This is a genomic window from Aquabacterium sp., from assembly GCF_036279655.1.
Classification (GTDB): Bacteria; Pseudomonadota; Gammaproteobacteria; order Burkholderiales; family Burkholderiaceae_C; genus Aquabacterium.
In genome coordinates this window covers 1-19,811 of the sequence record NZ_DASUIT010000042.1, presented here as the reverse complement: position 1 = coordinate 19,811, position 19,811 = coordinate 1, and the positions used below count along the sequence as shown (strand labels likewise).

The 19,811-nt window shown below is 65.9% G+C and carries 17 protein-coding genes; 9 read left to right on the top strand and 8 right to left on the bottom strand.

The window, feature by feature from the left end:
• Window positions 1-6 precede the first annotated feature (6 nt).
• The 7 genes from VFW84_RS04410 to VFW84_RS04380 are packed head-to-tail and all read left to right on the top strand — an operon-like array spanning window position 7 to window position 8,358.
• Window positions 7-1,374, top strand: coding sequence for a glutamine synthetase family protein (locus VFW84_RS04410; RefSeq protein ID WP_329679220.1), 1,368 nt, complete (start codon window positions 7-9; stop codon window positions 1,372-1,374).
• A gap of 32 nt (window positions 1,375-1,406) precedes the next feature.
• On the top strand, window positions 1,407-2,807 hold the full coding sequence (locus VFW84_RS04405; RefSeq protein WP_329679219.1) for an aspartate aminotransferase family protein: 1,401 nt from the start codon (window positions 1,407-1,409) through the stop codon (window positions 2,805-2,807).
• Window positions 2,808-2,833: 26 nt separating this feature from the next.
• Window positions 2,834-3,946 (top strand): polyamine ABC transporter substrate-binding protein, encoded by a 1,113-nt coding sequence (locus VFW84_RS04400; protein ID WP_414638893.1) that lies wholly within the window; start codon window positions 2,834-2,836, stop codon window positions 3,944-3,946.
• 22 nt (window positions 3,947-3,968) lie between these two features.
• Window positions 3,969-5,108, top strand: a complete 1,140-nt coding sequence (locus VFW84_RS04395) for an ABC transporter ATP-binding protein (protein ID WP_329679218.1) — start codon at window positions 3,969-3,971, stop codon at window positions 5,106-5,108.
• A 9-nt stretch (window positions 5,109-5,117) separates the two neighbouring features.
• Window positions 5,118-6,020 (top strand): ABC transporter permease, encoded by a 903-nt coding sequence (locus tag VFW84_RS04390; protein ID WP_329679217.1) that lies wholly within the window; start codon window positions 5,118-5,120, stop codon window positions 6,018-6,020.
• Window positions 6,017-6,874: an ABC transporter permease subunit gene (locus tag VFW84_RS04385; RefSeq protein WP_329679216.1), complete on the top strand. Its 858-nt coding sequence runs from the start codon at window positions 6,017-6,019 to the stop codon at window positions 6,872-6,874. Before VFW84_RS04390 ends, VFW84_RS04385 begins: the two co-directional genes overlap by 4 nt.
• Window positions 6,871-8,358 carry a DUF3138 family protein gene (locus VFW84_RS04380; RefSeq protein WP_329679215.1) on the top strand — a complete coding sequence of 496 codons (1,488 nt, stop codon included), beginning with the start codon at window positions 6,871-6,873 and terminating at the stop codon, window positions 8,356-8,358. The genes VFW84_RS04385 and VFW84_RS04380 overlap by 4 nt, the downstream gene beginning before the upstream one ends.
• A 12-nt stretch (window positions 8,359-8,370) precedes the next feature.
• Here VFW84_RS04380 and VFW84_RS04375 read toward each other — a convergent pair whose 3' ends face one another.
• The 3 genes from VFW84_RS04375 to VFW84_RS04365 are packed head-to-tail and all read right to left on the bottom strand — an operon-like array spanning window position 8,371 to window position 10,144.
• On the bottom strand, window positions 8,371-8,757 hold the full coding sequence (locus tag VFW84_RS04375) for a hypothetical protein (RefSeq protein ID WP_329679214.1): 387 nt from the start codon (window positions 8,755-8,757) through the stop codon (window positions 8,371-8,373).
• A complete protein-coding gene (locus VFW84_RS04370) occupies window positions 8,754-9,524 on the bottom strand; it encodes a polymorphic toxin type 44 domain-containing protein (RefSeq protein ID WP_329679213.1) in 771 nt (256 codons plus the stop codon). The genes VFW84_RS04375 and VFW84_RS04370 overlap by 4 nt, the downstream gene beginning before the upstream one ends.
• A gap of 5 nt (window positions 9,525-9,529) precedes the next feature.
• Window positions 9,530-10,144, bottom strand: coding sequence for a ParA family protein (locus VFW84_RS04365; RefSeq protein WP_329679212.1), 615 nt, complete (start codon window positions 10,142-10,144; stop codon window positions 9,530-9,532).
• A gap of 157 nt (window positions 10,145-10,301) precedes the next feature.
• On the opposite strand from VFW84_RS04365, the gene VFW84_RS04360 reads away from it, so the two are divergent.
• Together VFW84_RS04360 and VFW84_RS04355 are read left to right on the top strand one after the other, a co-directional pair.
• Complete coding sequence (locus tag VFW84_RS04360) at window positions 10,302-11,831, top strand: aldehyde dehydrogenase (RefSeq protein ID WP_329679211.1); 1,530 nt, start codon at window positions 10,302-10,304, stop codon at window positions 11,829-11,831.
• Between the two features lie 15 nt (window positions 11,832-11,846).
• Window positions 11,847-12,224, top strand: a complete 378-nt coding sequence (locus tag VFW84_RS04355) for a thioredoxin family protein (RefSeq protein ID WP_329679210.1) — start codon at window positions 11,847-11,849, stop codon at window positions 12,222-12,224.
• Between the two features lie 13 nt (window positions 12,225-12,237).
• Here the strand turns inward: VFW84_RS04355 and VFW84_RS04350 are convergent, their stop codons facing one another.
• From VFW84_RS04350 to VFW84_RS04330, 5 genes are all read right to left on the bottom strand, one after another.
• Window positions 12,238-14,652, bottom strand: coding sequence for a putative bifunctional diguanylate cyclase/phosphodiesterase (locus tag VFW84_RS04350; protein ID WP_329679209.1), 2,415 nt, complete (start codon window positions 14,650-14,652; stop codon window positions 12,238-12,240).
• Between the two features lie 267 nt (window positions 14,653-14,919).
• A complete protein-coding gene (gene holA / locus VFW84_RS04345) occupies window positions 14,920-15,993 on the bottom strand; it encodes a DNA polymerase III subunit delta (protein ID WP_329679208.1) in 1,074 nt (357 codons plus the stop codon).
• A 7-nt stretch (window positions 15,994-16,000) separates the two neighbouring features.
• On the bottom strand, window positions 16,001-16,552 hold the full coding sequence (gene lptE, locus VFW84_RS04340) for an LPS assembly lipoprotein LptE (protein ID WP_329679207.1): 552 nt from the start codon (window positions 16,550-16,552) through the stop codon (window positions 16,001-16,003).
• 10 nt (window positions 16,553-16,562) lie between these two features.
• Entirely contained in the window at window positions 16,563-19,253 is a 2,691-nt protein-coding gene (leuS, locus tag VFW84_RS04335) for a leucine--tRNA ligase (RefSeq protein ID WP_329679206.1), read from the bottom strand.
• 99 nt (window positions 19,254-19,352) lie between these two features.
• Window positions 19,353-19,811 (bottom strand): glutathione binding-like protein (locus VFW84_RS04330; RefSeq protein ID WP_329679205.1); only part of this gene is annotated, 459 nt, incomplete at its 5' end.

Below are 19,811 nucleotides of genomic sequence, written 5' to 3'. Positions count from 1 at the left end.
CTCGCCATGACCGCCAACGTCCCCACCACCTTCAGTGACCTGGAACATTGGCTCAACGAGCGGCAGGTCACCGAGATCGAATGCCTGGTGCCGGATCTGACCGGTGTGGCGCGCGGCAAGATCCTGCCGCGCGAGAAGTTCACCGAAGACCGCGGCATGCGTCTGCCTGAGGGCATCGTGGCCATCGGTGTCACCGGCGAGTTCCCGGCTTCGGGGCCGTATTACGACGTCATCACCCCCACCGATCGGGACATGCACCTGCAGCCCGATCCGCGCACGGTGCGCATCGTGCCCTGGGCCACCGACCCCACGGCCCAGGTCATTCATGACTGTTATGACCGCGACGGCATGCTCATCCCGTATGCGCCGCGCTCGGTGCTGAGGCGGGTGTGCCAGCTCTACGACGCGCAAGGCTGGGTGCCTGTGGTGGCGCCCGAGCTGGAGTTCTATCTCATCGAGCGCAGCATCGATCCCAACATGCCCCTGAGGCCCCCCCGGGGACGCAGTGGGCGGGCCGAGACTTCGCGGCAGGCCTACTCCATCGATGCGGTCAACGAGTTCGACCCGCTCTTCGAGGACATCTACGACTACTGCAAGAAGATGGCGCTCAATGTGGACACCCTGATCCACGAGGTGGGGGCCGGGCAGATGGAGATCAACTTCTTTCATGACCACCCGCTGGGGCTGGCCGATGAGGTCTTCTTCTTCAAGCGCACCATCCGCGAGGCGGCGCTGCGCCACGAGATGTACGCCACCTTCATGGCCAAGCCCATGGCCAACGAACCGGGCAGCGCCATGCATGTGCACCAGAGCGTCAAGGACGCCAGCACGGGTCACAACATCTTCAGCAACGCCGATGGCAGCCCGTCGCAGGCCTTTCGCTGGTTCATCGGCGGTCTGCAGCGCTACATCCCGGCCGCCATGGCGCTCTTTGCGCCCTATGTGAACAGCTACCGCCGCCTGGTGCGCTCCAATGCGGCGCCCATCAACATCCAGTGGGGGGCGGACAACCGCACGGTGGGCATCCGCTCGCCCGTGGCCTCGCCCGAGGCGCGGCGCATCGAGAACCGCGTGATCGGGGCCGATGCCAATCCCTATGTGGCCCTGGCGGCGACCCTGGCCTGTGGCTACCTGGGCATGACCCGGCAGATCGAGCCCACCCCCGAGTGCCGGGGGGACGCCTACCTGGGTGACTACCAGTTGCCCCGCAGCCTGGGTGAGGCGGTGGCCCTGCTGCGCGACGAGGCCGATCTGGCCGAGGTGCTCGGCCAGGACTTCGTGACGGTCTACACCGAGATCAAGGAAGTCGAGCACGCCGAGTTCATGAAGGTGATCTCGCCCTGGGAGCGCGAGCACCTGCTGCTGCATGTGTGAGCCCCCGCCGACCAACGCACCAAGGTGATCCCATGACGCCCCAGTTCGAACACAGCACTGCCGAGTGGCAGGCCCTGGATTCAGCCCACTTCCTGCATCCCTTCACCGATCACCAGGCCCTGGCGGCCAAGGGCGCACGCATCATCACGCGGGCCGACAACATCTACCTGCGGGACAGCGAGGGCCATCAGATCCTGGATGCCATGAGCGGCCTGTGGTGCGTGAACGTGGGCTACGGCCAGCGCGATCTGATCGACGCGGCCACGCGGCAGCTGGAGACCTTGCCCTTCTACAACGCCTTCTTCCAGACGGCCACGCCGCCGGCCATTGCGCTGGCGCACAAGCTCTCGCAGATCAGCCCGCCGGGTTTTGAACATGTGTTCTTCACGGGCTCGGGCTCGGAGGGCAACGACACCGTGGTGCGCCTGGTGCGCCGCTACTGGGACCTGATGGGCCAGCCGCAGCGGCACACGCTCATCAGCCGCTTCAATGCGTATCACGGCTCGACCATGGCCGGGGCCTCGCTGGGCGGCATGAGCGACATGCACGCCCAGGGCGGTCTGCCCATTCCCGGCATCGTCCACATCGACCAGCCTTACCAGGTGCAGCATGGCCTGCCCGGCGAGAGCCGCGATGACTTTGGCCGGCGTGCCGCCTCCTGGCTGGAGGCCAAGATCCTGGAGGTCGGCGCGGACCAGGTGGCCGCCTTCATTGGCGAGCCGGTGCAGGGTGCAGGCGGCGTCATCATCCCGCCGGAGACCTATTGGCCCGAGATCCAGCGCATCTGTGATCGCTACGGCATCTTGCTGCTGTCCGACGAGGTGATCTGCGGCTTCGGGCGCACCGGCCACTGGTTCGGCTGCGAGCGCTTTGGTTTTCGGCCGGACCTGATCACCTTTGCCAAGGGCATCACCTCGGGCTACATCCCTCTGGGTGGGGTGCTGGTGGGCGAGCGCATTGCCAAGGTGCTCATCGAGCAGGGTGGGGAGTTCAGCCATGGCTACACCTACAGCGGCCACCCGGTGGCCTGTGCCGTGGCGCTGGCCAACCTGGCCCTGATCGAACGCGAGGGTCTGGTGCAGCGTGTGCACAACGATACGGGCCCCTATCTTGCAAGTTGCTTTGCGGCGCTGCAAGATCATTCCCTTGTGGGCGACGCCGAGACCTGTGGCCTCATGGGGGCCCTGCGCTTGGTGCGACGCAAGGCCTCGGGGGCGACAGCGGCCGAGGCCTTTGCGCCGGAACAGTCGGTGGGCATGCTGTGCCGGGGGCACTGCTTTGCCAACGGGCTGATCATGCGCGCCGTGGGAGACCGCATGATCATCGCGCCGCCGCTGGTGATGACACGTGCACAGATCGACGAGATGATGGGCCTGATCAGGCGTTGTCTGGACCTGAGTTGGGCTGACCTGCAACAACGTGGCTGGGTGTGAGCCCGGCCTTGAGGGAAAGCATGACCATGCGCTTGAAGATGAGCTTGGCCTCCACCGTGTCCGCCCTGATGGCGGCCTCCTTGCTGGCCTTGCCGGCACAGGCCGAAGAGGAGAAGGTCCTCAACGTCTACAACTGGTCGAACTACATCGCCCCCGACACCATCTCGAACTTCGAGAAGGAAACCGGCATCAAGGTGCGCTACGACAACTTCGACAGCAACGAGGTGGTGCACGCCAAGATGGTGGCCGGCAAGACGGGTTACGACATTGTGGTGCCTTCGTCCTACTGGGGCAAGCTGCAGGCCGATGGCGGCTTGCTGCAAAAGCTCGACAAGAGCAAGCTGCCCAATCTCAAGAACCTGGACCCGGCCATTCAGGCCCAACTGGCCAGGCTGGATCCGGGCAACCAGTACCTGGTGAACTGGATGTGGGGCTACACCACCGTGGGCATCAATGTTGACAAGGTCAAGGCGGCCCTGGGCAACACCCCCATGCCGGCCAATGTGTGGGATCTGGTCTTCAAGCCCGAGTACATCAGCAAGCTCAAGAGCTGTGGCGTGTCCTTCCTGGATTCGGCCACCGAGGTGGTGCCGGCCGCACTGCACTACCTGGGCAAGCCCGCTTTCAGCAAGAACATTGCCGACTACCAGGCCGTGCCTGGCCTGCTGCGCAGCATCCGTCCTTACGTGACCCTGTTCAGCTCGTCGGGTTACATCAATGACATGGCCTCGGGCTCGATCTGCGTGGCCCTGGGCTGGTCGGGGGACATGAACATCGCTCGTCAGCGCGCCATCGAAGGCAAGACTGGCCAGAACCTGCGCACGCTCACACCCATCACCGGGGGCGTGATCTTCATGGACACCATGGTGATCCCGGCCGATGCGCCTCACCCCGAGAACGCACACAAGTGGATCAACTACATCCTGCGCCCCGAAGTGCATGCCGGGCTGACCAACAAGGTGTTCTATGCCAACCCCAACCTGGCCTCGCGCAAGTTCGTCAAGCCCGAGGTGGCCAATGATCCGGCGGTCTTCCCGCCCGAGGCGGACATGAAGAAGATGGCCTTGCCCGAGGCCATCAACAACGACATCCGCCGGCAGATGACGCGCATCTACACCTCGTTCAAGACTGGTCTGTGAGCATGGCCTGGGAGGGCATGGCATGAGCGCTGAAGCCGAGAACGGCGACCAGGGCTATCTGGTCATCGACCAGGTCACCAAGGACTTTGGGGGCCAGGGAGGTGGCCGTTTCCGCGCGGTGGACAACGTGTCCCTGCGCATCGAGCAGGGCGAGATCTTTGCCCTGCTGGGCTCTTCGGGCTGTGGCAAGACGACGCTGCTGCGCATGCTGGCGGGGTTCGAGACCCCCAGCGCCGGGCGCATCACCCTGGGGGGGCAGGATCTGTTGTCCCTGGCCCCTTACGAGCGGCCCTTGAACATGATGTTCCAGAGCTATGCCCTGTTCCCGCACCTCAGCGTGTGGGACAACATCGCTTTTGGCCTGCGGCGCGACGGCATGCCCCGGGCCGACATCGATGAGCGTGTCGAGGCCATGCTCAAGCTGGTGCAGTTGGGGGCGTACGCCCGGCGCAAGCCCCACCAGTTGTCGGGTGGTCAGCAGCAGCGTGTGGCCCTGGCGCGCAGCCTGGCGCAGCAGCCCAAGCTGCTCTTGCTGGACGAGCCCCTGGGCGCCCTGGACAAGAAGCTGCGCGAGGAAACCCAGATCGAGCTGGTCAACATCATCGAGTCCGTGGGCGTGACCTGCATGATGGTCACCCACGACCAGGAAGAGGCCATGACCATGGCCACGCGCATCGGCATCATGAGCGAGGGGCGCATCTTGCAGGTGGGCACGCCGCACGAGATCTATGAGACACCCGCATCGCGCTTCGTGGCCGACTTCATCGGCAACGTCAACCTGATGGATGGCACCCTGGTGGTGGACGAGCCCGATCACGTCGAGATCGCCAGTGCCGATTGCCGCCATCACGTCGGCCACGGCATCACCGGCCACATCGGCATGACGGTGCATGTGGCCTTGCGGCCCGAGAAGATCCGCATCTCGCGCTTCGCCCCGGTGAGCAGCGATCGCCTGTCCGTGCCCATGAACCAGGTGCAGGGGCGCATCAAGGACATGGCCTACTTCGGCAGCTACACCGTCTATCACCTGCAGTTGCCCAGCGGGCACATGCTCAAGGTGAGCCAGAGCAACACCGAGCGGCACCCGGATGACACCCTCAGCTGGGATGATCTGGCCTGGGCCTGGTGGACGCCCTCAGCCCATGTGGTGCTGACGCAATAGGGGCCGGACATGAGATGGTCGGCCCGCACCCTGATCGGCATTCCCTACCTGTGGCTGCTGGCCTTTTTCATGCTGCCCTTCCTGATCGTGGTCAAGATCAGCGTCTCCGAGATGGAGGTGGTGAGCTTTCAGGACATCGTCACCTGGGTCGACGGCGTGCTGAGCATCAAGATCAAGCTGAGCAATTACCTCTACATCACGCAAGATGCGCTGTACTTCACCACCTACCTGGTCAGCCTGAAGTACGCCGCGATCACGGCCGGGCTGTGTCTGCTGATCGGCTACCCCTTTGCCTACTTCATGGCCCGGGCCGATCAGAGCGTGCAGCCGGCCCTGCTGATGATGGTGATGCTGCCCTTCTGGACCTCCTTTTTGCTGCGCGTCTATGCCTGGAAGGCCTTGCTGTCGGCGGGGGGCTGGGTGTCGGGCCTGCTGAGCGCACTGGGTGTGGACCACCTGCTGGTGGCGCTCAACCTCATCCCCGGACCGGGGCAGTACCTCAACACCCCGTTCTCGCTGGTGCTGGGCATGGTCTACACCTATGTGCCCTTCATGATCCTGCCGCTGTACGCCAACCTCTCCAAGATGGACACGCGCCTGCTGGAGGCGGCCTACAACCTGGGGGCCACTCCCTGGGTGGCCTTCTGGACCGTGACGGTGCCGCTGTCGCGCGCGGGCATCGTGGCGGGCACCATGCTGGTCTTCATCCCCTGCGTCGGCGAGTACGTGATCCCCGAGTTGCTGGGCGGGCCTCAGACCCTGATGATCGGCCGTGTGCTGTGGGATGAGTTCTTCGCCAACAACGACTGGCCCATGGCCTCCAGCGTGGCGGTGGTGATGATCCTGCTGATCATCGTGCCGCTGGCGCTGTTCAACAAGGCACAGGCCGAATCCCGGGAGGGCGCGCGATGAGCCGTGAGGCACAGCCCGCCTACCTGCGCCAGGGCCAGTGGTTGAGCCGCCTGTGGCTGGCGGCGGGCTTTGTCTTTCTCTACCTGCCCATCGTGGCGCTGGTGGTGTATTCCTTCAACGCATCCTCGCTGCCCACGCAATGGGGCGGCTTCACGCTGGCCTGGTTCAGCAAGCTGGCCGACGATGCGGAGGTGCTCGATGGCCTGTGGCTGTCGCTCAAGATTGCGTTCTGTTCGGCCACGGCGGCGGTGGTGCTGGGCACGCTGGCAGCCCTGTCCCTGGTGCGCTACAAGCGGTTCACCGGCCGCACGGCCATGGTGGGCATGATCAACGCGCCGCTGGTGATGCCGGAAGTCATCATCGGCCTGTCGCTGCTGCTGATGCTGGTGTCCCTCCAGCGCTGGCTGGGCTTTCCCGAGCGCGGCATGCTGACCATCTGGCTGGCCCATCTGCTGGTGGGCATGGCCTATGCCACCGTGGTGATCCAGGCCCGGCTGCAGGGGCTCAATCCGCAGCTCGAAGAGGCCGCGCTCAACCTGGGCGCCCGGCCGGTGCAGGTGTTCTTCCTGGTCACGCTGCCCATGATCGCCCAGTCCCTGATGTCGGCCTGGTTGCTGACCTTCACCCTGTCACTGGACGACGTGGTGCTGGCCGCCTTCCTGTCGGGGCCGGGCTCGACCACCCTGCCTCTGGTGATCTTTTCCCGCGCGCGCCTGGGGCTGGACCCCAGTGTGAACGCAGTGGCCACGGTGGTGATCGCCGTGGTGTCGGTGGCTGTGATCGGGGGCAGTTATGCCCTGGCCCGGGCCGAACGCCGACGGCAGCAGGAGGTCGCTCAGGCGGCCCATTCATGAGACGAGAACAACCCGCACGCAAGGACACGCCCGTGATGACCACTCAGCCTCAGACGACGACACCGATCCGCTCACGCTCGCCCGTGGCCCTGGCCACCGCCGTGCTGGTGGGTGCGCTCTCCACCCTGGCCGCGCCCGGCCTGGCCCAGGCCGATACGAATGAGGAGCTGCTCAAGGAGTTGCGCGCCCTCAAGGCCCGTGTGGCCGAGCTGGAGAAGAAGGTCGAGCAGGCCGAAACCCGTGCCGCCGAGAACCCGCCGGGCATGACGCCCGAGCAGATCCAGGACTTCAACCGCATCGCCATCAAGGCCGAGGCCCTGGAGGATTCACGCGACATGCTGGGCTTCAAGGGGCTGAAGATCAATGGCTACATGGACCCGACCTTCATCTACAACCAGCGGCAGGACCGTGCGGGCTTCCAGTTCCTTAACAATGTCAGTGACGACGGCTACAACTACGACAACAGCTACTTCGGCGCCGCGGTGATCGACTTCACCAAGGAGACGGAGGGGGGATCGCGCTGGCGCCTGACCCTGGCGCCCAACCGTGGGGTGGGCTCGGTGTTCAATGGCGAGTCGCCCATCCACGAGGCCTCGGTGTCCATCCCGCTGTCCGATCTGCAGACGCGCTTCATTGCCGGGCAGATCCCCGACTGGTCGGGTTATGAATACCTGCAGCCCACGCTCAACAAGCTGATCACGCACAACCTGCTGTTCGACTTCACGCTGCCGACGGCCTACACCGGCGCGGGCATGGAGATCACGCGTGGCAAGTGGCTGGTCAAGGCCATGCTGGCCAACGTGAATGGCACCCGCCGCAACCCGGGTGAAACCTCGCCGGCCCTGGTCTACCGGGTGGACTACGCCAAGGGCGAGTTCCAGGGCTTCGGCTTTGCCGGTGTGCACGGCAAGGCAGCCAATTTCAGCGAGAACATCGTCGATGAGTTTGACGAGGTCGTGGCGCAGCCGGACTCCAGCGTCAACCTCTTCGAGTTCGATGCCTACTTCATCCGGGGTGACTGGACCGTGCAGGGGCAACTGAGCTGGGGCCAGCAGGCCAAGTCGGCCATCAGTGTTGATCCGGACACAGGGGCCTTGCGGGACGCCCAGTGGTGGGGCGCTTCGGCCCTGGCGGCCTACAAGTTCGAGCCACGGCTGGAAGGCACGCTGCGGGTGGATTACCTCAACAACCGCCAGAACGGTGGCGGGCTGTTTGGCTACAGCGGCGCGGACGACCGCAACGGCATTGGCCCGGCCGTGGTGGGTGTCGACGATGACGGCACCCCCATCTATGGCGACACGGAGCGCGGCGTGAACCGCTGGGCCCTCAGCCTGGGCCTGAGCTACCTCTTCAATCAAAACACGACCTTCAAGGTCGAGTACCGATTCGATGGCGCCAGCGGTCCGGTGTTCCTGGATGTGCGTGATGGCAGCTACCGCAAGACCAACCAGTTGCTGGGGGCGTCAGTGCTGGTGAGTTTCTGAGCGGGCGTTCGCTCAGTCCAGCGCGCAAGGCAGCAGGCAGTGTCGCGCCTGGATCTGGCCAGGGGCCGTCATCTGGATCACGATGCGGTAGCCTGCATCACCGCCCACGGGGGGGCCCATCCAGGCCAATGGCGCGCCTGTGTGGCCGGGTGTGGCATAGAGCAGCGTCAGCCGACGGTCCGCCCCCTGGGTGGGCAGGAAGGTGGCGTTCAGGGCGGCTCCGGCTTCGAGTGTGGCCCAGGACATGCGCTCGTCACCGACCACGATGGCGATGTCCTGCAGGGCGGGGGCTTGGGGGGCCAGGCGAAGTTCGACCTCGACGCGGTCCTCATGCCAGGAGCGGCAGGCTGTCAGCGTCAGGATGAGCAGCGCCAGGGGCGCCCACCGTGGCGTGTTCATGGGGTGAAGGGGCGGCGTGTGATGAGGGACGAGGGCAGGATGATGTTGAGCAGATCTTGCGCACGCACCGCCTGAGGCTGTCGCCGATACAACTGGATGCCCATGGTGATGGCCGCGCGATCGGCTGGGTCATCCCAACTGCGCAAGCCGGAGGTGCTGCCACGTCGCGCTGGGCGTTGTAAACGGACCAGATCCGAGCCGATCTGCTCCAATCCGGCCCCGTCCAGCAAGACGCTGTCGCTGAACCCGGCGGCGGCACCGACATAGCCGTAATGCAGGTTGGACCACACATCGTAAAAATACTCGGTGTTGCCATAGACGTGCCAGACCTGGATGCCGCCGGGTGATCTGGTGTTGAACCGCCGGGCGATGATGGGCTTGTGGTCCCAGTCGCCGTTCTGCATCACCTTCTGCCCCCACATCAACAGCGCCGCGGTGCGGTAACTCATTTGCATGTCGATGCATTGCTGGGGGGAGATGCCCAGGCCCAGCAACTGCCGCCACAAAGGTTGGCGCGTGTAGTCCTGAATGCATTGTTCGGGCGAGAAGCTGTTGAGCTCCCTCAGACGTCGCACATCCGGGCCGGACGTGTTGACGTTGATTTCCTGCGCCATGTAGCGCGCAATGGGGGTCAGCTCGTCGTGTGTTGCCTGTGCTGCCGCGTCGAACCGTCCTGTGCGCTGCGGTGCCTCAACACGGCACATATTGCCGGGTTCGATCAAGGGGGTGTAGTTCAGTCCGACGGGACCCGGGGGCTTGCCTGACATGGGTCTCACCCCAGCCACTGGACGATGGGTTGCCACTGCGCCAGATCCTTTTCGACCTTGGCGGGGGCCACATCAAAGAGTGTCAGCCCGTGGGCGGCCAGGTGGGCATAGTTCTGCGTGTCGCGCAGCATGCTCAGCACCGGGATGCCCAGGGTGTCCAGGAACTCCTGCAAATGCTCGGTCGCCTTGGTGTGGTCCTTGATGCGGTTGCCCACCACGGCCAGCTTGACCTGGTCCGAGCGCTTGCGTTTGTGCAGTTCGGTGATGAAGTCGCGGGTGGCGTAGATGTCGAAGACGCTGGCTTGCAGGGGGATCAGCACCAGATCGGCCAGTTTCATCACCCCATCCAGCCGTTTGCCATGCAGCCCGGCGGGCGTGTCGAGCACCATGTGCGTGGTGCCCTTGGGGGGCTTGGCCAGGTGGTCCTCGTCGATGTCCCAGGACCGGATGCGGGGCAGCGACTCGGGCCGCAGGCTCAACCACAGGCGAGAGGACTGTTGGCGATCGATGTCACCCAGCATCACGGCGTGGCCCTGAGAGGCCCAGTAGCCTGCGATATTGCTTGACAGTGTGGATTTGCCCACGCCCCCCTTGGGATTGGCGACCACGATGACCGGCATGATGTGCGCTCCTCTTGACTCATGGGGCGTGTCCGTCACGCCGTCAGGACCCAACTGTAGATCATGTGCCGACGTACGACAGCGCGGGTGCACAAGTGGCCGCATTTGGCTAGAGTGGGGGTGAGGATTGCCCAACGATTCGATGGAGCCTGATGTCATGACCTCTGCCCAGCCCGCCACCGCCCAAGCCCTGATCTGGCGTGACCGCGCACAAGCCCTGCTCGATGAGCGGCGTCTGGACGGACGGGCACTCATCGACGGCCAGCGCATGGATGCGACCGATGGCCAGACCTTTGCCAAGCACTCACCCATCGATGGCCGGGCGCTCACCGCCGTGGCGCGGTGCACGGCGCCCGATGTCGATGCCGCTGTGTTCGCCGCCCGGCAGGCCTTCGAGCAGGGGCGCTGGTCGCGTGAGGCGCCAGCGGCGCGCAAGCGCGTGCTGGCCCGCTGGGCCGAGCTGATCCTCCAGCACAAGGACGAGTTGGCCCTGCTGGAAACGCTGGACATGGGCAAGCCCATCGGGCACAGCCTGAACGTGGACGTGCCCCTGGCGGCACGCTGCATCCAGTGGTATGCCGAGGCGGTGGACAAGGTTTATGACGAGATCGCGCCCACGCCAGAGACCGCCCTGGCCCTGATCCGGCGTGAGCCGGTAGGCGTGGTGGGCGCCATCGTGCCCTGGAACTACCCCATGCTCATGGCGGCCTGGAAGCTGGGGCCCGCCCTGGCCACGGGCAACAGCGTGGTGCTCAAGCCCTCTGAAAAAGCCCCGCTGACGGCCTCGCGCCTGGCCGAGCTGGCCCTGATGGCCGGCCTGCCCGAGGGCGTCTTCAATGTGGTTCCCGGCTACGGCCATGAGGCGGGCGAGGCCCTGGCGCTGCACATGGATGTCGATGCCCTGGGTTTCACCGGATCGACCCGGGTGGGGCGCAAGATGCTGGAGTACGCTGGCGCCAGCAACCTCAAGCGTGTGTTCAATGAGCTGGGCGGCAAGTCGGCCTTCATCGTGTTCGAGGATTCGGACGCGATCGAGCGTGCGGCGCAGACCGTGGCCGGGGCCATCTTCTTCAACCAGGGTGAATCCTGCAACGCCCCGTCGCGCCTACTGGTGCACGAGTCCATCGCCGACGACGTGGTGGCGCAGGTCCTGGCCCAGGTGCCGCACTACCAGCCCGGGGATCCGCTCGATCCGCACACCGCCATGGGCGCCCTGGTGGACGAGTCACAGCTGCACACGGTGCTGGGCTACATCGAGTCCGGGCGGCACGAGGGCGCACGGTGCGTGGCAGGCGGGGTACAGGTGCGGGCCGAGACGGGGGGCTACTACGTCACCCCCACGGTGTTCGATGGCGTGAGCAACCACATGCGGATCGCCCGCGAGGAGATCTTCGGCCCGGTCCTCAGCGTCATCCGCTTCCAGGACGAGGCCGAGGCGGTGGCACTGGCCAACCAGTCCAGCTACGGCCTGCAGGCCAGCGTCTGGAGTGCCCACATCGACCGGGCGCATCGGGTGGCGCGGGCGCTGCGCGCGGGCACGGTGCACGTCAATCAGTACGACGAGGACGACATCACCGTGCCCTTTGGCGGCTACAAACAGTCGGGCAACGGGCGCGACAAGTCCCTGCATGCGCTGGACAAGTACACCGAGCTCAAGACCACCTGGATCCGTGTCAACGGTGTGTGATGCCACAATTCAGGCATGGCCACTCCCATTCTTGACATTGCCTGCCTGTGCGCCGCGTGGTGTGGCACCTGCGGCGAGTACGAGGCGACCTTTGCGCAACTGCAGGCCGCCCTGCCCGGGCACCGCTATCGCTGGATCGACATCGAGGACGAGGCCGATCTGGTGGGCGATGTGGATGTGGAAACCTTCCCGACCCTGCTGGTGGCCCGCGACGGACAGGTCCTGTTCGCAGGGCCCGTGCTGCCTCGCCTGGCCGATGCCCAGCGCCTGATCGAGGTGCTGGTGTCGCAGGCACAGGCCGAGGTGTCGCGGGATGCGGCTGCGCTGGGACTGCCCATGGATCAGTGGCTGGCGTTCACCGCCCTGGCGCGCACGCTGGCCTCGGCGGGCTGACCACGGCGCACGCTCAGATCATCGAGGCGAACTCGGTGCCCAGCCACTCTTCGCTGGTGTCGGGCGGTGTCCAGGTGCGGGCCCACTGCGGGAACAGGGCGGCTGGCATGGGGCGGGCAATCAGGTAGCCCTGGACCTCGTCGCAGTTCAGTCCTGCCAGCAGCTTCCAGGACTTGGCGTTTTCAACGCCCTCGGCCACCACATTGAGACCCAGGTTGTGGGCCAGATCGACCGTCGAGCGCACGATCTTGGCGTCCTGCAGATCGCTTTCCATGTTCATCACGAAGGACTTGTCGATCTTGAGCTCGTCCACCGGCAGGCGCTTGAGGTAGGCCAGCGAGGAGTAGCCCGTGCCGAAATCGTCGATGGACAGCTTCAGACCCATCTCGTGCAGGCGCTCCAGGGTCTGCAGGGCCCGCTGCGGATCGTCCATGATGGCGCTCTCGGTGATCTCCAGGATCAGGGTGGTCGGATCGACGCTGTACTTGCTCAGCAGCTTTTCGAGCTTGACCGGCAGGTCCTGGTCCATCAGGTCGCGGGTCGACAGGTTGACGGACAGCTTCAGGGGCTGCCCCTCGGCCGTGAGTTGCGCGCTCATCATGGCCGACTGCTCGATCATCCAGGTGGTGAGCACGCGGATGAAGCCGGTCTGCTCGGCAAAGGGGATGAAGCGCATGGGCGGCACCAGGCCGCGCTGCGGGTGTTCCCAGCGCACCAGGGCTTCGGCACCCACGACCTGGCCGGTGCTCAGATTGATCTTGGGTTGCAGGAACAGGCGCAGTTGCTGGTGGTCCACCGCGTAGCGCAATTCGCTCATCAGGGTGAGGGACTCTTCACTGGAGGAGTCCAGGCCGGGCTGGTAGATCACCGTGCCGGCCTTGTGCTGCTTGGCGGCGTACATGGCAACTTCGGCGCGGCTCAGCAGGGGGTCGGCCTCCGTGCCGTGATCCGGGCAGGTGGCGATGCCGATGCCGGCGCCCAGGTCGACCGTGTGGTCGTCCAGGGTGATGGGGCGCTCGAAGGCGTCCTGCACGCGCTCGGCCACGACCTTGGCCGCCTGTGCGTCCATGCGGGGCAGCAAGATGCCGAATTCGTCGCCGCTGAGGCGGGCCAGGATGTCCTGCGGTTGCAGGGCCTCGTTGCGCAGGCGCTCGGCCACGGCGCGCAGCAGGCGGTCGCCGAAGCGGTGGCCCAGCACGTCGTTGACGTGCTTGAAACGGTCCATGTCGAGCAGCATGATCGAGCAGGGCGCGTTGTCTTCCTTGGTGCGCATGATGGCCTGACGCAGGTCATGCCGGAACTGTTCCCGGTTGGGCAGATCGGTCAGGGCATCCTGGTAGGCCAGGCGGCGGATCTCGCCTTCGCGGGCCTGGATGGCCTGGCGCATGGTCTCGAAGGACTGGGCGAGTTCGCCGATCTCGTCGCGCGAGGCCACGCGGACTTCGGCGCCATAGTCGCCGCGCTCCAGGCGCCGCGCCGATCCGGTCAGCACGCGCAGGGGGTTGGTGATGCGCCGGGCTGTGATGTAGCCCCCGATGCCGAAGGCACCGATGCCGACGGCCGCCAGCAGCAGCAGGGTGAGCTTGAGGCGGCCATAGGGTGCCAGGGCCTGATCGACCGAGCGCAGCAGCAGGGCCGTGACGGGGGGCTGGCCCGGCGTGCCCGGCAGCACCACCTGGTGGCCGCTGAATTCGTCGCCATCGACCAGCAGGCTCAGATCATTGGGGCCGACCGAGGTTTCGGGGGCCTGCCAGGCAGAGGCCACATGCTGCCAGTGGGTCCTGTCCACGGTGCTCTGGGTGACGCTCCAGTCGCCCACGGGGGTGCGCAGCATCAGCACGACATCCAGTCCGGAGAGGGTCTGCATGTCCTTGAGCAACTTGTCTCCGATGGGAAAGCCCATGCCCACCCAGCCGATGATGTGAGGTGCGCGCACCGGCACGGCCACGATCTGGTAAGGCTGGTTGTCGATGACCTCGACCTGGTTGGCCTGGGCGCCGCCCGTCTGGGTTTGCCGTGCGTAGCGCTGCACGGCGGCCACAAAGTGGTTGGCGTTGGAGGTGGTGCTGGCGCGCAGTTGGAACTGCTCGTCGGTGAAGATGGCCACGCCGGCATTGATGCGGTCACCATGGTTGGCCAGGGCCGATTGCAGGGTCTCGCCATCGCCGCTGGCCACCGCCTCGCGGAAACCGTAGTCCGAGGCCAGCACGCGGGTGGCCTGTTCGAGGTTGTAGGTGTTTTGCTGGAGCAGGCGCAGGAACACACGCTCGCCGGTGGCCAGCTCGGTGTGGATGGACGCGCGGGCATTGCGGTCCACGCTGTCCTGGATGAACCAGTAGCTGGCGGCCTGGATGACCACCAGCAGGCCCAGGTACATCGCAACGATGCGAGCCTGGAGCCGGGTGGGATTCAGCAGGTTGGGCAGCATGAGGGCAGGATGATCAGAGGGCTTTCAGGAAATCATGCATGATTTCTCGCGGACTGTCCTCACAGGAGAGGCTGCGGGTTTCGAGCGGAGGGGCTCCAGTTGGCTGATCATGAGGGGTCCCGGCGGTGCTTTGACCCTTTTGTTATCGGCCAGAACGACGGGATCTCAAGTCCGTGAGTTTGTGAAACCGGTCACGCCATGACGTGATCCCTGGAAAATAGTCATCACTATAGAGCGATGCCTCCTGGCGCGGGATCAGGTTTCTCCTCAGGTGCGGGGCATCGGGGCCACGCTCTTGCAGAGCATGGCCGTCAGGCGGCCCAGGGCCTGCCAGGGATCGTCCGGCCACTGCGGGTGAGGCAGGCCCTTGACGATGCCGTCGACGATGCTGGCGGCGTGCACCAGCCGGGCGGCGGTGGCGCCCTTGACCTGGGGCAGCACGCGCTCGAACAGGCGCTCGCGGGGCCCCCAGATGCGCAGTTCGCGCAGGACCATGGGCAGCGGTTTGCCGCCATCAAGGGCCTGACGGGCCCGGTAAAGCCCGAGGATGTCGTCGGACAGGGCCCAGTGCACCAGCACGGCGGCTTCGCCCTCGGCCTGCAGGCCTTCGATCATGCGCAGGGCCCGGGCCGTCTGGCCGGCCAGCACGGCTTCGCTGAGCTTGAAGACGTTGAAGCGGGCCACGTCGACCACGGCGTCTTCGATCTGCTCGATGCTCAGGGTGCCGGGGGGGTGGAGCAGGCCCAGTTTGAGGACTTCCTGGTGGGCGGCCAGCAGATTGCCCTCGACGCGGTCGGCGAAGAAGGCCAGGGTGCGCTGGCCGGCTTCGCCGGGCTCGACCTGCTGCCCCTGGGCGGCCAGGCGCTGGGCGATCCACAGGGGCAGGGCCTGGCGCTCGATGGGGTCGCAGCGCAGCGTGGCGCCATGCTGGTCCAGCGCGGTGAACCAGGCGCTGCCCTGCTGGGTCTTGTCCAGGCGCGGCAGGGTGACCAGGGTCAACACGCCATCATTGCGCGCAGCCTGCTCGCAGTAGCTCTGCAGGGCGGCGGAGCCTTCCTTGCCCGGCTTGCCCGAGGGGATGCGGATCTCGATGAGCTGGCGGTCACCGAACAGCGACATGGCGCTGCCAGCGCCCAGCAGGCTGGCCCAGTCGTAGTGGGCGCCACTGACGGTGAAGACCTCGCGCTCGGTGTAGCCGGCGGCGCGGGCCGCCTGGCGGATGGCGTCGGCCGCCTCCTGTGCGAGCAGGGGCTCGTCGCCGTAGAGCGTGTAGATGGGCTTGAGGCCGTCGGTGCCCGCCTTCTGCAGGTGGGCGGCGAGCTGCTCCAGACGCAGTTGCATGGGGGCTTCAGCGGGCCGGGCGGGGGGTGACCACCGCCAGGCGGCGCAGCACCTGCTCCACGATGTCGGACTGCATGGCGCGGTGCAGGGCCTCGGATTCGTCCTGCTTGGCCAGGGCGTCCTTTTCGTTGTAGCTCAGGTCACGCGCCAGGGCCAGTTCGGTGTCGGGCAGCAGCACCGAACCGTCGGCGCGCAGCAGGCGAAAGCGGAAGCGGGTGCGCAGGCTGAGGTCGCGCACCTGGCCGAAGGCCGTGGTGGAGGCCACGACCTGGTCGCGGCTGTCATGGCGCGCTTCCAGGATCACGTGCCCGTCCAGGCCCGAGCCTTGCCCCGCCGTCGAAGCGGCGGCCACCGCCTGGGCGGTGGTCTCGACCACGTCCACGCCGCTGGCTTCCAGGGCGCGGGCCAGCTCGGTGGCCAGGGGCGAGTGGCTCACAAAGCCACTGAGTGTGATGGTGCGAAAGGGCAGGCGCTGGGGCTGGCGCAGGGCGAAGCCGCAGCCGCCCAGAGCGAGTGCGGTCAGGCCCAGCAGGGCCGAAGTGGCGAGGCGGCGGTTCATGGCCACCACCTTACACCACCACGTTGACCAGGCGGCCGGGCACCACGATGATCTTCTTGGCGGGCTTGCCTTCGCTGAACTTGGCCACGTCCTCGCTGGCCAGGGCGGCGGCTTCGATGGCGGCCTTGTCGGCCGAGGCGGGCACCTTGATGGACCCACGCAGCTTGCCGTTGACCTGCAGCATCAGCTCGATCTCGTCTTGCACCAGGGCCTCGTCGACCACGGTGGGCCAGGGGGCATCGAGCAGGTCACCACCGTTGCGGGTGGCGTAGCCCAGGTCTTCCCACAGCACATGGGTGAGGTGGGGGCAGGCGGGGTAGAGGCCGCGCAGCAGGATGCCGTAGCCTTCACGCAGCACGGCCTGGTCCTGCGCCGAGGTGCCCTTGTGGGCCTCCAGCGCATTGAGCAGCTTCATGGCGCCGGAGGCCACGGTGTTGTACTGCATGCGCTCGTAGTCGTAGCTGATCTGCTTGAGGATGACGTAGACCTCGCGGCGCAGGGCCTTGGCCTCGGCGCTCAGTTCGGTCTGGACCACCTCGCCGGCACCCTGGAGGGCGGCGCGGTGGCGGGCGCCGAAGTTCCACACCCGCTTGACGAAGCGGTGGGCGCCTTCCACGCCGGCGTCGTTCCATTCCAGAGTCTGCTCCGGGGGGGAGGCAAACATGGTGAACAGGCGAGCGGTGTCGGCCCCCATGGTGTCGATCAGCTCCTGCGGGTCCACGCCGTTGTTCTTGGACTTGGACATGGTGCCCACGCCGCCGTAGTCCACCGCAGAGCCATCGCTCTTGAGCTTGGCGCCGTTGATCTTGCCGTTGGCATCGAAGGTGTTTTCCACCTCATGGGGCCAGAAGTACTCGATGCCGCCCTGCGCTGTCTTGCGCGAGTAGATGTGGTTGAGCACCATGCCCTGGGTGAGCAGTTTCTTGAAGGGCTCGTCGATCTGGATCAGGCCCAGGTCACGCATCACCTTGGTCCAGAAGCGCGCATACAGCAGGTGCAAGATGGCGTGTTCGATGCCGCCGATGTACTGGTCCATGCCTCGGTCGCCCGCCGCATTGGCGGCGCCCATCCAGTAGCTGGTGCGTTCGTCGACCATGGCGCCGTGGTTGTCGGCACAGGTGTAGCGCAGGAAGTACCAGCTCGAATCCACGAAGGTGTCCATCGTGTCGGTTTCGCGCTGGGCGGGTTTGCCGCACTTCGGGCAGCCCACGTTCAGGAAGTCGGGGCGCGATTTGAGCGGGTTGCCGCTGCCATCGGGCACCACGTCTTCGGGCAGGCGCACGGGCAGGTCCTTTTCAGGCACGGGCACGGCACCGCAGCTCTCACAGTGGATGATGGGGATGGGGGTGCCCCAGTAGCGCTGGCGGCTGATGCCCCAGTCGCGCAGGCGCCAGGTGGTTTTCTTCTCGCCCACGCCTTGTTCGATCAGCAGCGCGGCGACCTGGTTGACGGCGGCGCGGTAATCCAGGCCGTCGAGCACGCCACTGTTGACGCACACGCCATGCTGCTTGTCGCCATACCACTCCTGCCAGGCGGCCGGATCGAAGGTCTGCCCCTCGACGGCGATGACCTGCTTGATGGCGATGCCGTACTTGAGTGCAAAGGCGAAGTCGCGCTCGTCGTGGGCGGGCACGCCCATCACGGCGCCGTCGCCGTAGGACATCAGCACATAGTTGCCCACCCAGACTTCGACCTGGGCACCGGTCAGGGGGTGGATCACGAACAGGCCCGTGGGCAGGCCCTTCTTTTCTTGCGTGGCCAGTTCGGCCTCGGTGGTGCCGCCGTGCTTGCAGTCCTCGATGAAGGCCTGCAGGGTGGGGTTGTCCTGGGCGGCCAGCGTGGCCAGCGGGTGCTCGGGGGCCACGGCGCAGAAGGTCACGCCCATGATGGTGTCGGCACGGGTGGTGAAGACCCACAACTGACCGTTGTTGATCAAGGCGCCGTTGGCATCCTGGATGTCGTGCCGGAAGGCAAAGCGCACGCCCTCAGACTTGCCGATCCAGTTCTCCTGCATCAGGCGCACGCGCTCGGGCCAGCCGGACAGGTAGTTGGGGTCTTCGGGGTTGGCCACCGCGCTCAGCAGCTCGTCGGCATATTTGGTGATGTTGAGGTAGTAGCCGGGGATCTCGCGCTTTTCAACGAGGGCGCCCGAGCGCCAGCCACGGCCGTCGATGACCTGTTCGTTGGCCAGCACGGTCTGGTCGACCGGGTCCCAGTTCACGGTCTGGGTGCGGCGCTCGCAGATGCCGGCTTCCAGCATCTTGATGAAGAGCCACTGGTTCCACTGGTAGTACTCGGGCTGGCAGGTGGCGATCTCGCGCGACCAGTCGATCGCCAGACCCATCGCCTTCATCTGCTTCTTCATGTAGGCGATGTTGTCGTAGGTCCAGGCGGCCGGCGGCACCTTGTTCTTGAGCGCGGCGTTCTCGGCGGGCAGACCGAAGGCGTCCCAGCCCATGGGCATGAGCACGTTGTGACCGTTCATGCGCAGGTAGCGCGTGAGCATGTCGTTGATCGTGTAGTTGCGCACGTGGCCCATGTGCAGCTTGCCCGAGGGGTAGGGCAACATGGAGCAGGCGTAGAAGGCCTTCTTGTCGGCCTGTTCGGTGACGCGGTAGGCGTCGCGGTCATTCCAGTGCTGCTGGGCACGGGCCTCGACGGCACGCGGATCGTAGTTCTGGGGTTCGGAAGGAGCGCTCATGGGGTCACCGCAAAGACAAGAGAGGCTGGCAGCCTCCCCGGGGTGTGCCCCCGCGAAAGGCTCCAGCCTGTGGAAGGTGGAATCTGTCGATTATAGGAATCAGATCAGACCTTCGGCCTTCAGCGCGGCCTGGACGGCAGGTCGAGCGCCCACCCGGCCCAGGAAGGCGGTGAGGTGGGGCCAGGCGCTGAGGTCCAGCTGGATGAACTTGGCCCAGCTCACCACGGTGAACAGGTAGGCGTCGGCGACGCTGAAATCCTCGCCCAGCAGGTAGGGGCGGCCGGCCAGTTGCTCGTTGGTGTAGGCCAGGCGGCGCTCCAGGTTGGCCCGGGCGGCGTTCTTGATGTCGGGCGTGGCGGCCGGGTTGAAGAAGGGGCTGAAGTTCTTGTGGATCTCGGTGCCGATGAAGGTCAGCCAGCTTTGCATCTGGTAGCGGGGCAGGGTGCCGTTGGCGGGGGCCAGGTTCTTCGCTGGCACCAGATCGGCCAGGTATTGCACGATGGCCGGGCCTTCGGTCAGCAGCTCGCCGCTGTCGAGCAACAGGGCGGGCACATAGCC

Excerpts from the sequence above, each read along its gene's own strand:
- VFW84_RS04380 (WP_329679215.1), top strand. The coding sequence starts at position 6,871 with ATGAGACGAGAACAACCCGCACGCAAGGACACGCCCGTGATGACCACT.
- VFW84_RS04360 (WP_329679211.1), top strand. The coding sequence starts at position 10,302 with ATGACCTCTGCCCAGCCCGCCACCGCCCAAGCCCTGATCTGGCGTGAC.
- VFW84_RS04365 (WP_329679212.1), bottom strand. The coding sequence starts at position 10,144 with ATGCCGGTCATCGTGGTCGCCAATCCCAAGGGGGGCGTGGGCAAATCC.
- VFW84_RS04355 (WP_329679210.1), top strand. The coding sequence starts at position 11,847 with ATGGCCACTCCCATTCTTGACATTGCCTGCCTGTGCGCCGCGTGGTGT.
- VFW84_RS04390 (WP_329679217.1), top strand. The coding sequence starts at position 5,118 with ATGAGATGGTCGGCCCGCACCCTGATCGGCATTCCCTACCTGTGGCTG.
- VFW84_RS04395 (WP_329679218.1), top strand. The coding sequence starts at position 3,969 with ATGAGCGCTGAAGCCGAGAACGGCGACCAGGGCTATCTGGTCATCGAC.
- VFW84_RS04375 (WP_329679214.1), bottom strand. The coding sequence starts at position 8,757 with ATGAACACGCCACGGTGGGCGCCCCTGGCGCTGCTCATCCTGACGCTG.
- leuS (WP_329679206.1), bottom strand. The coding sequence starts at position 19,253 with ATGAGCGCTCCTTCCGAACCCCAGAACTACGATCCGCGTGCCGTCGAG.
- VFW84_RS04410 (WP_329679220.1), top strand. The coding sequence starts at position 7 with ATGACCGCCAACGTCCCCACCACCTTCAGTGACCTGGAACATTGGCTC.
- VFW84_RS04385 (WP_329679216.1), top strand. The coding sequence starts at position 6,017 with ATGAGCCGTGAGGCACAGCCCGCCTACCTGCGCCAGGGCCAGTGGTTG.
- lptE (WP_329679207.1), bottom strand. The coding sequence starts at position 16,552 with ATGAACCGCCGCCTCGCCACTTCGGCCCTGCTGGGCCTGACCGCACTC.
- VFW84_RS04350 (WP_329679209.1), bottom strand. The coding sequence starts at position 14,652 with ATGCTGCCCAACCTGCTGAATCCCACCCGGCTCCAGGCTCGCATCGTT.
- VFW84_RS04400 (WP_414638893.1), top strand. The coding sequence starts at position 2,834 with ATGCGCTTGAAGATGAGCTTGGCCTCCACCGTGTCCGCCCTGATGGCG.
- holA (WP_329679208.1), bottom strand. The coding sequence starts at position 15,993 with ATGCAACTGCGTCTGGAGCAGCTCGCCGCCCACCTGCAGAAGGCGGGC.
- VFW84_RS04405 (WP_329679219.1), top strand. The coding sequence starts at position 1,407 with ATGACGCCCCAGTTCGAACACAGCACTGCCGAGTGGCAGGCCCTGGAT.
- VFW84_RS04370 (WP_329679213.1), bottom strand. The coding sequence starts at position 9,524 with ATGTCAGGCAAGCCCCCGGGTCCCGTCGGACTGAACTACACCCCCTTG.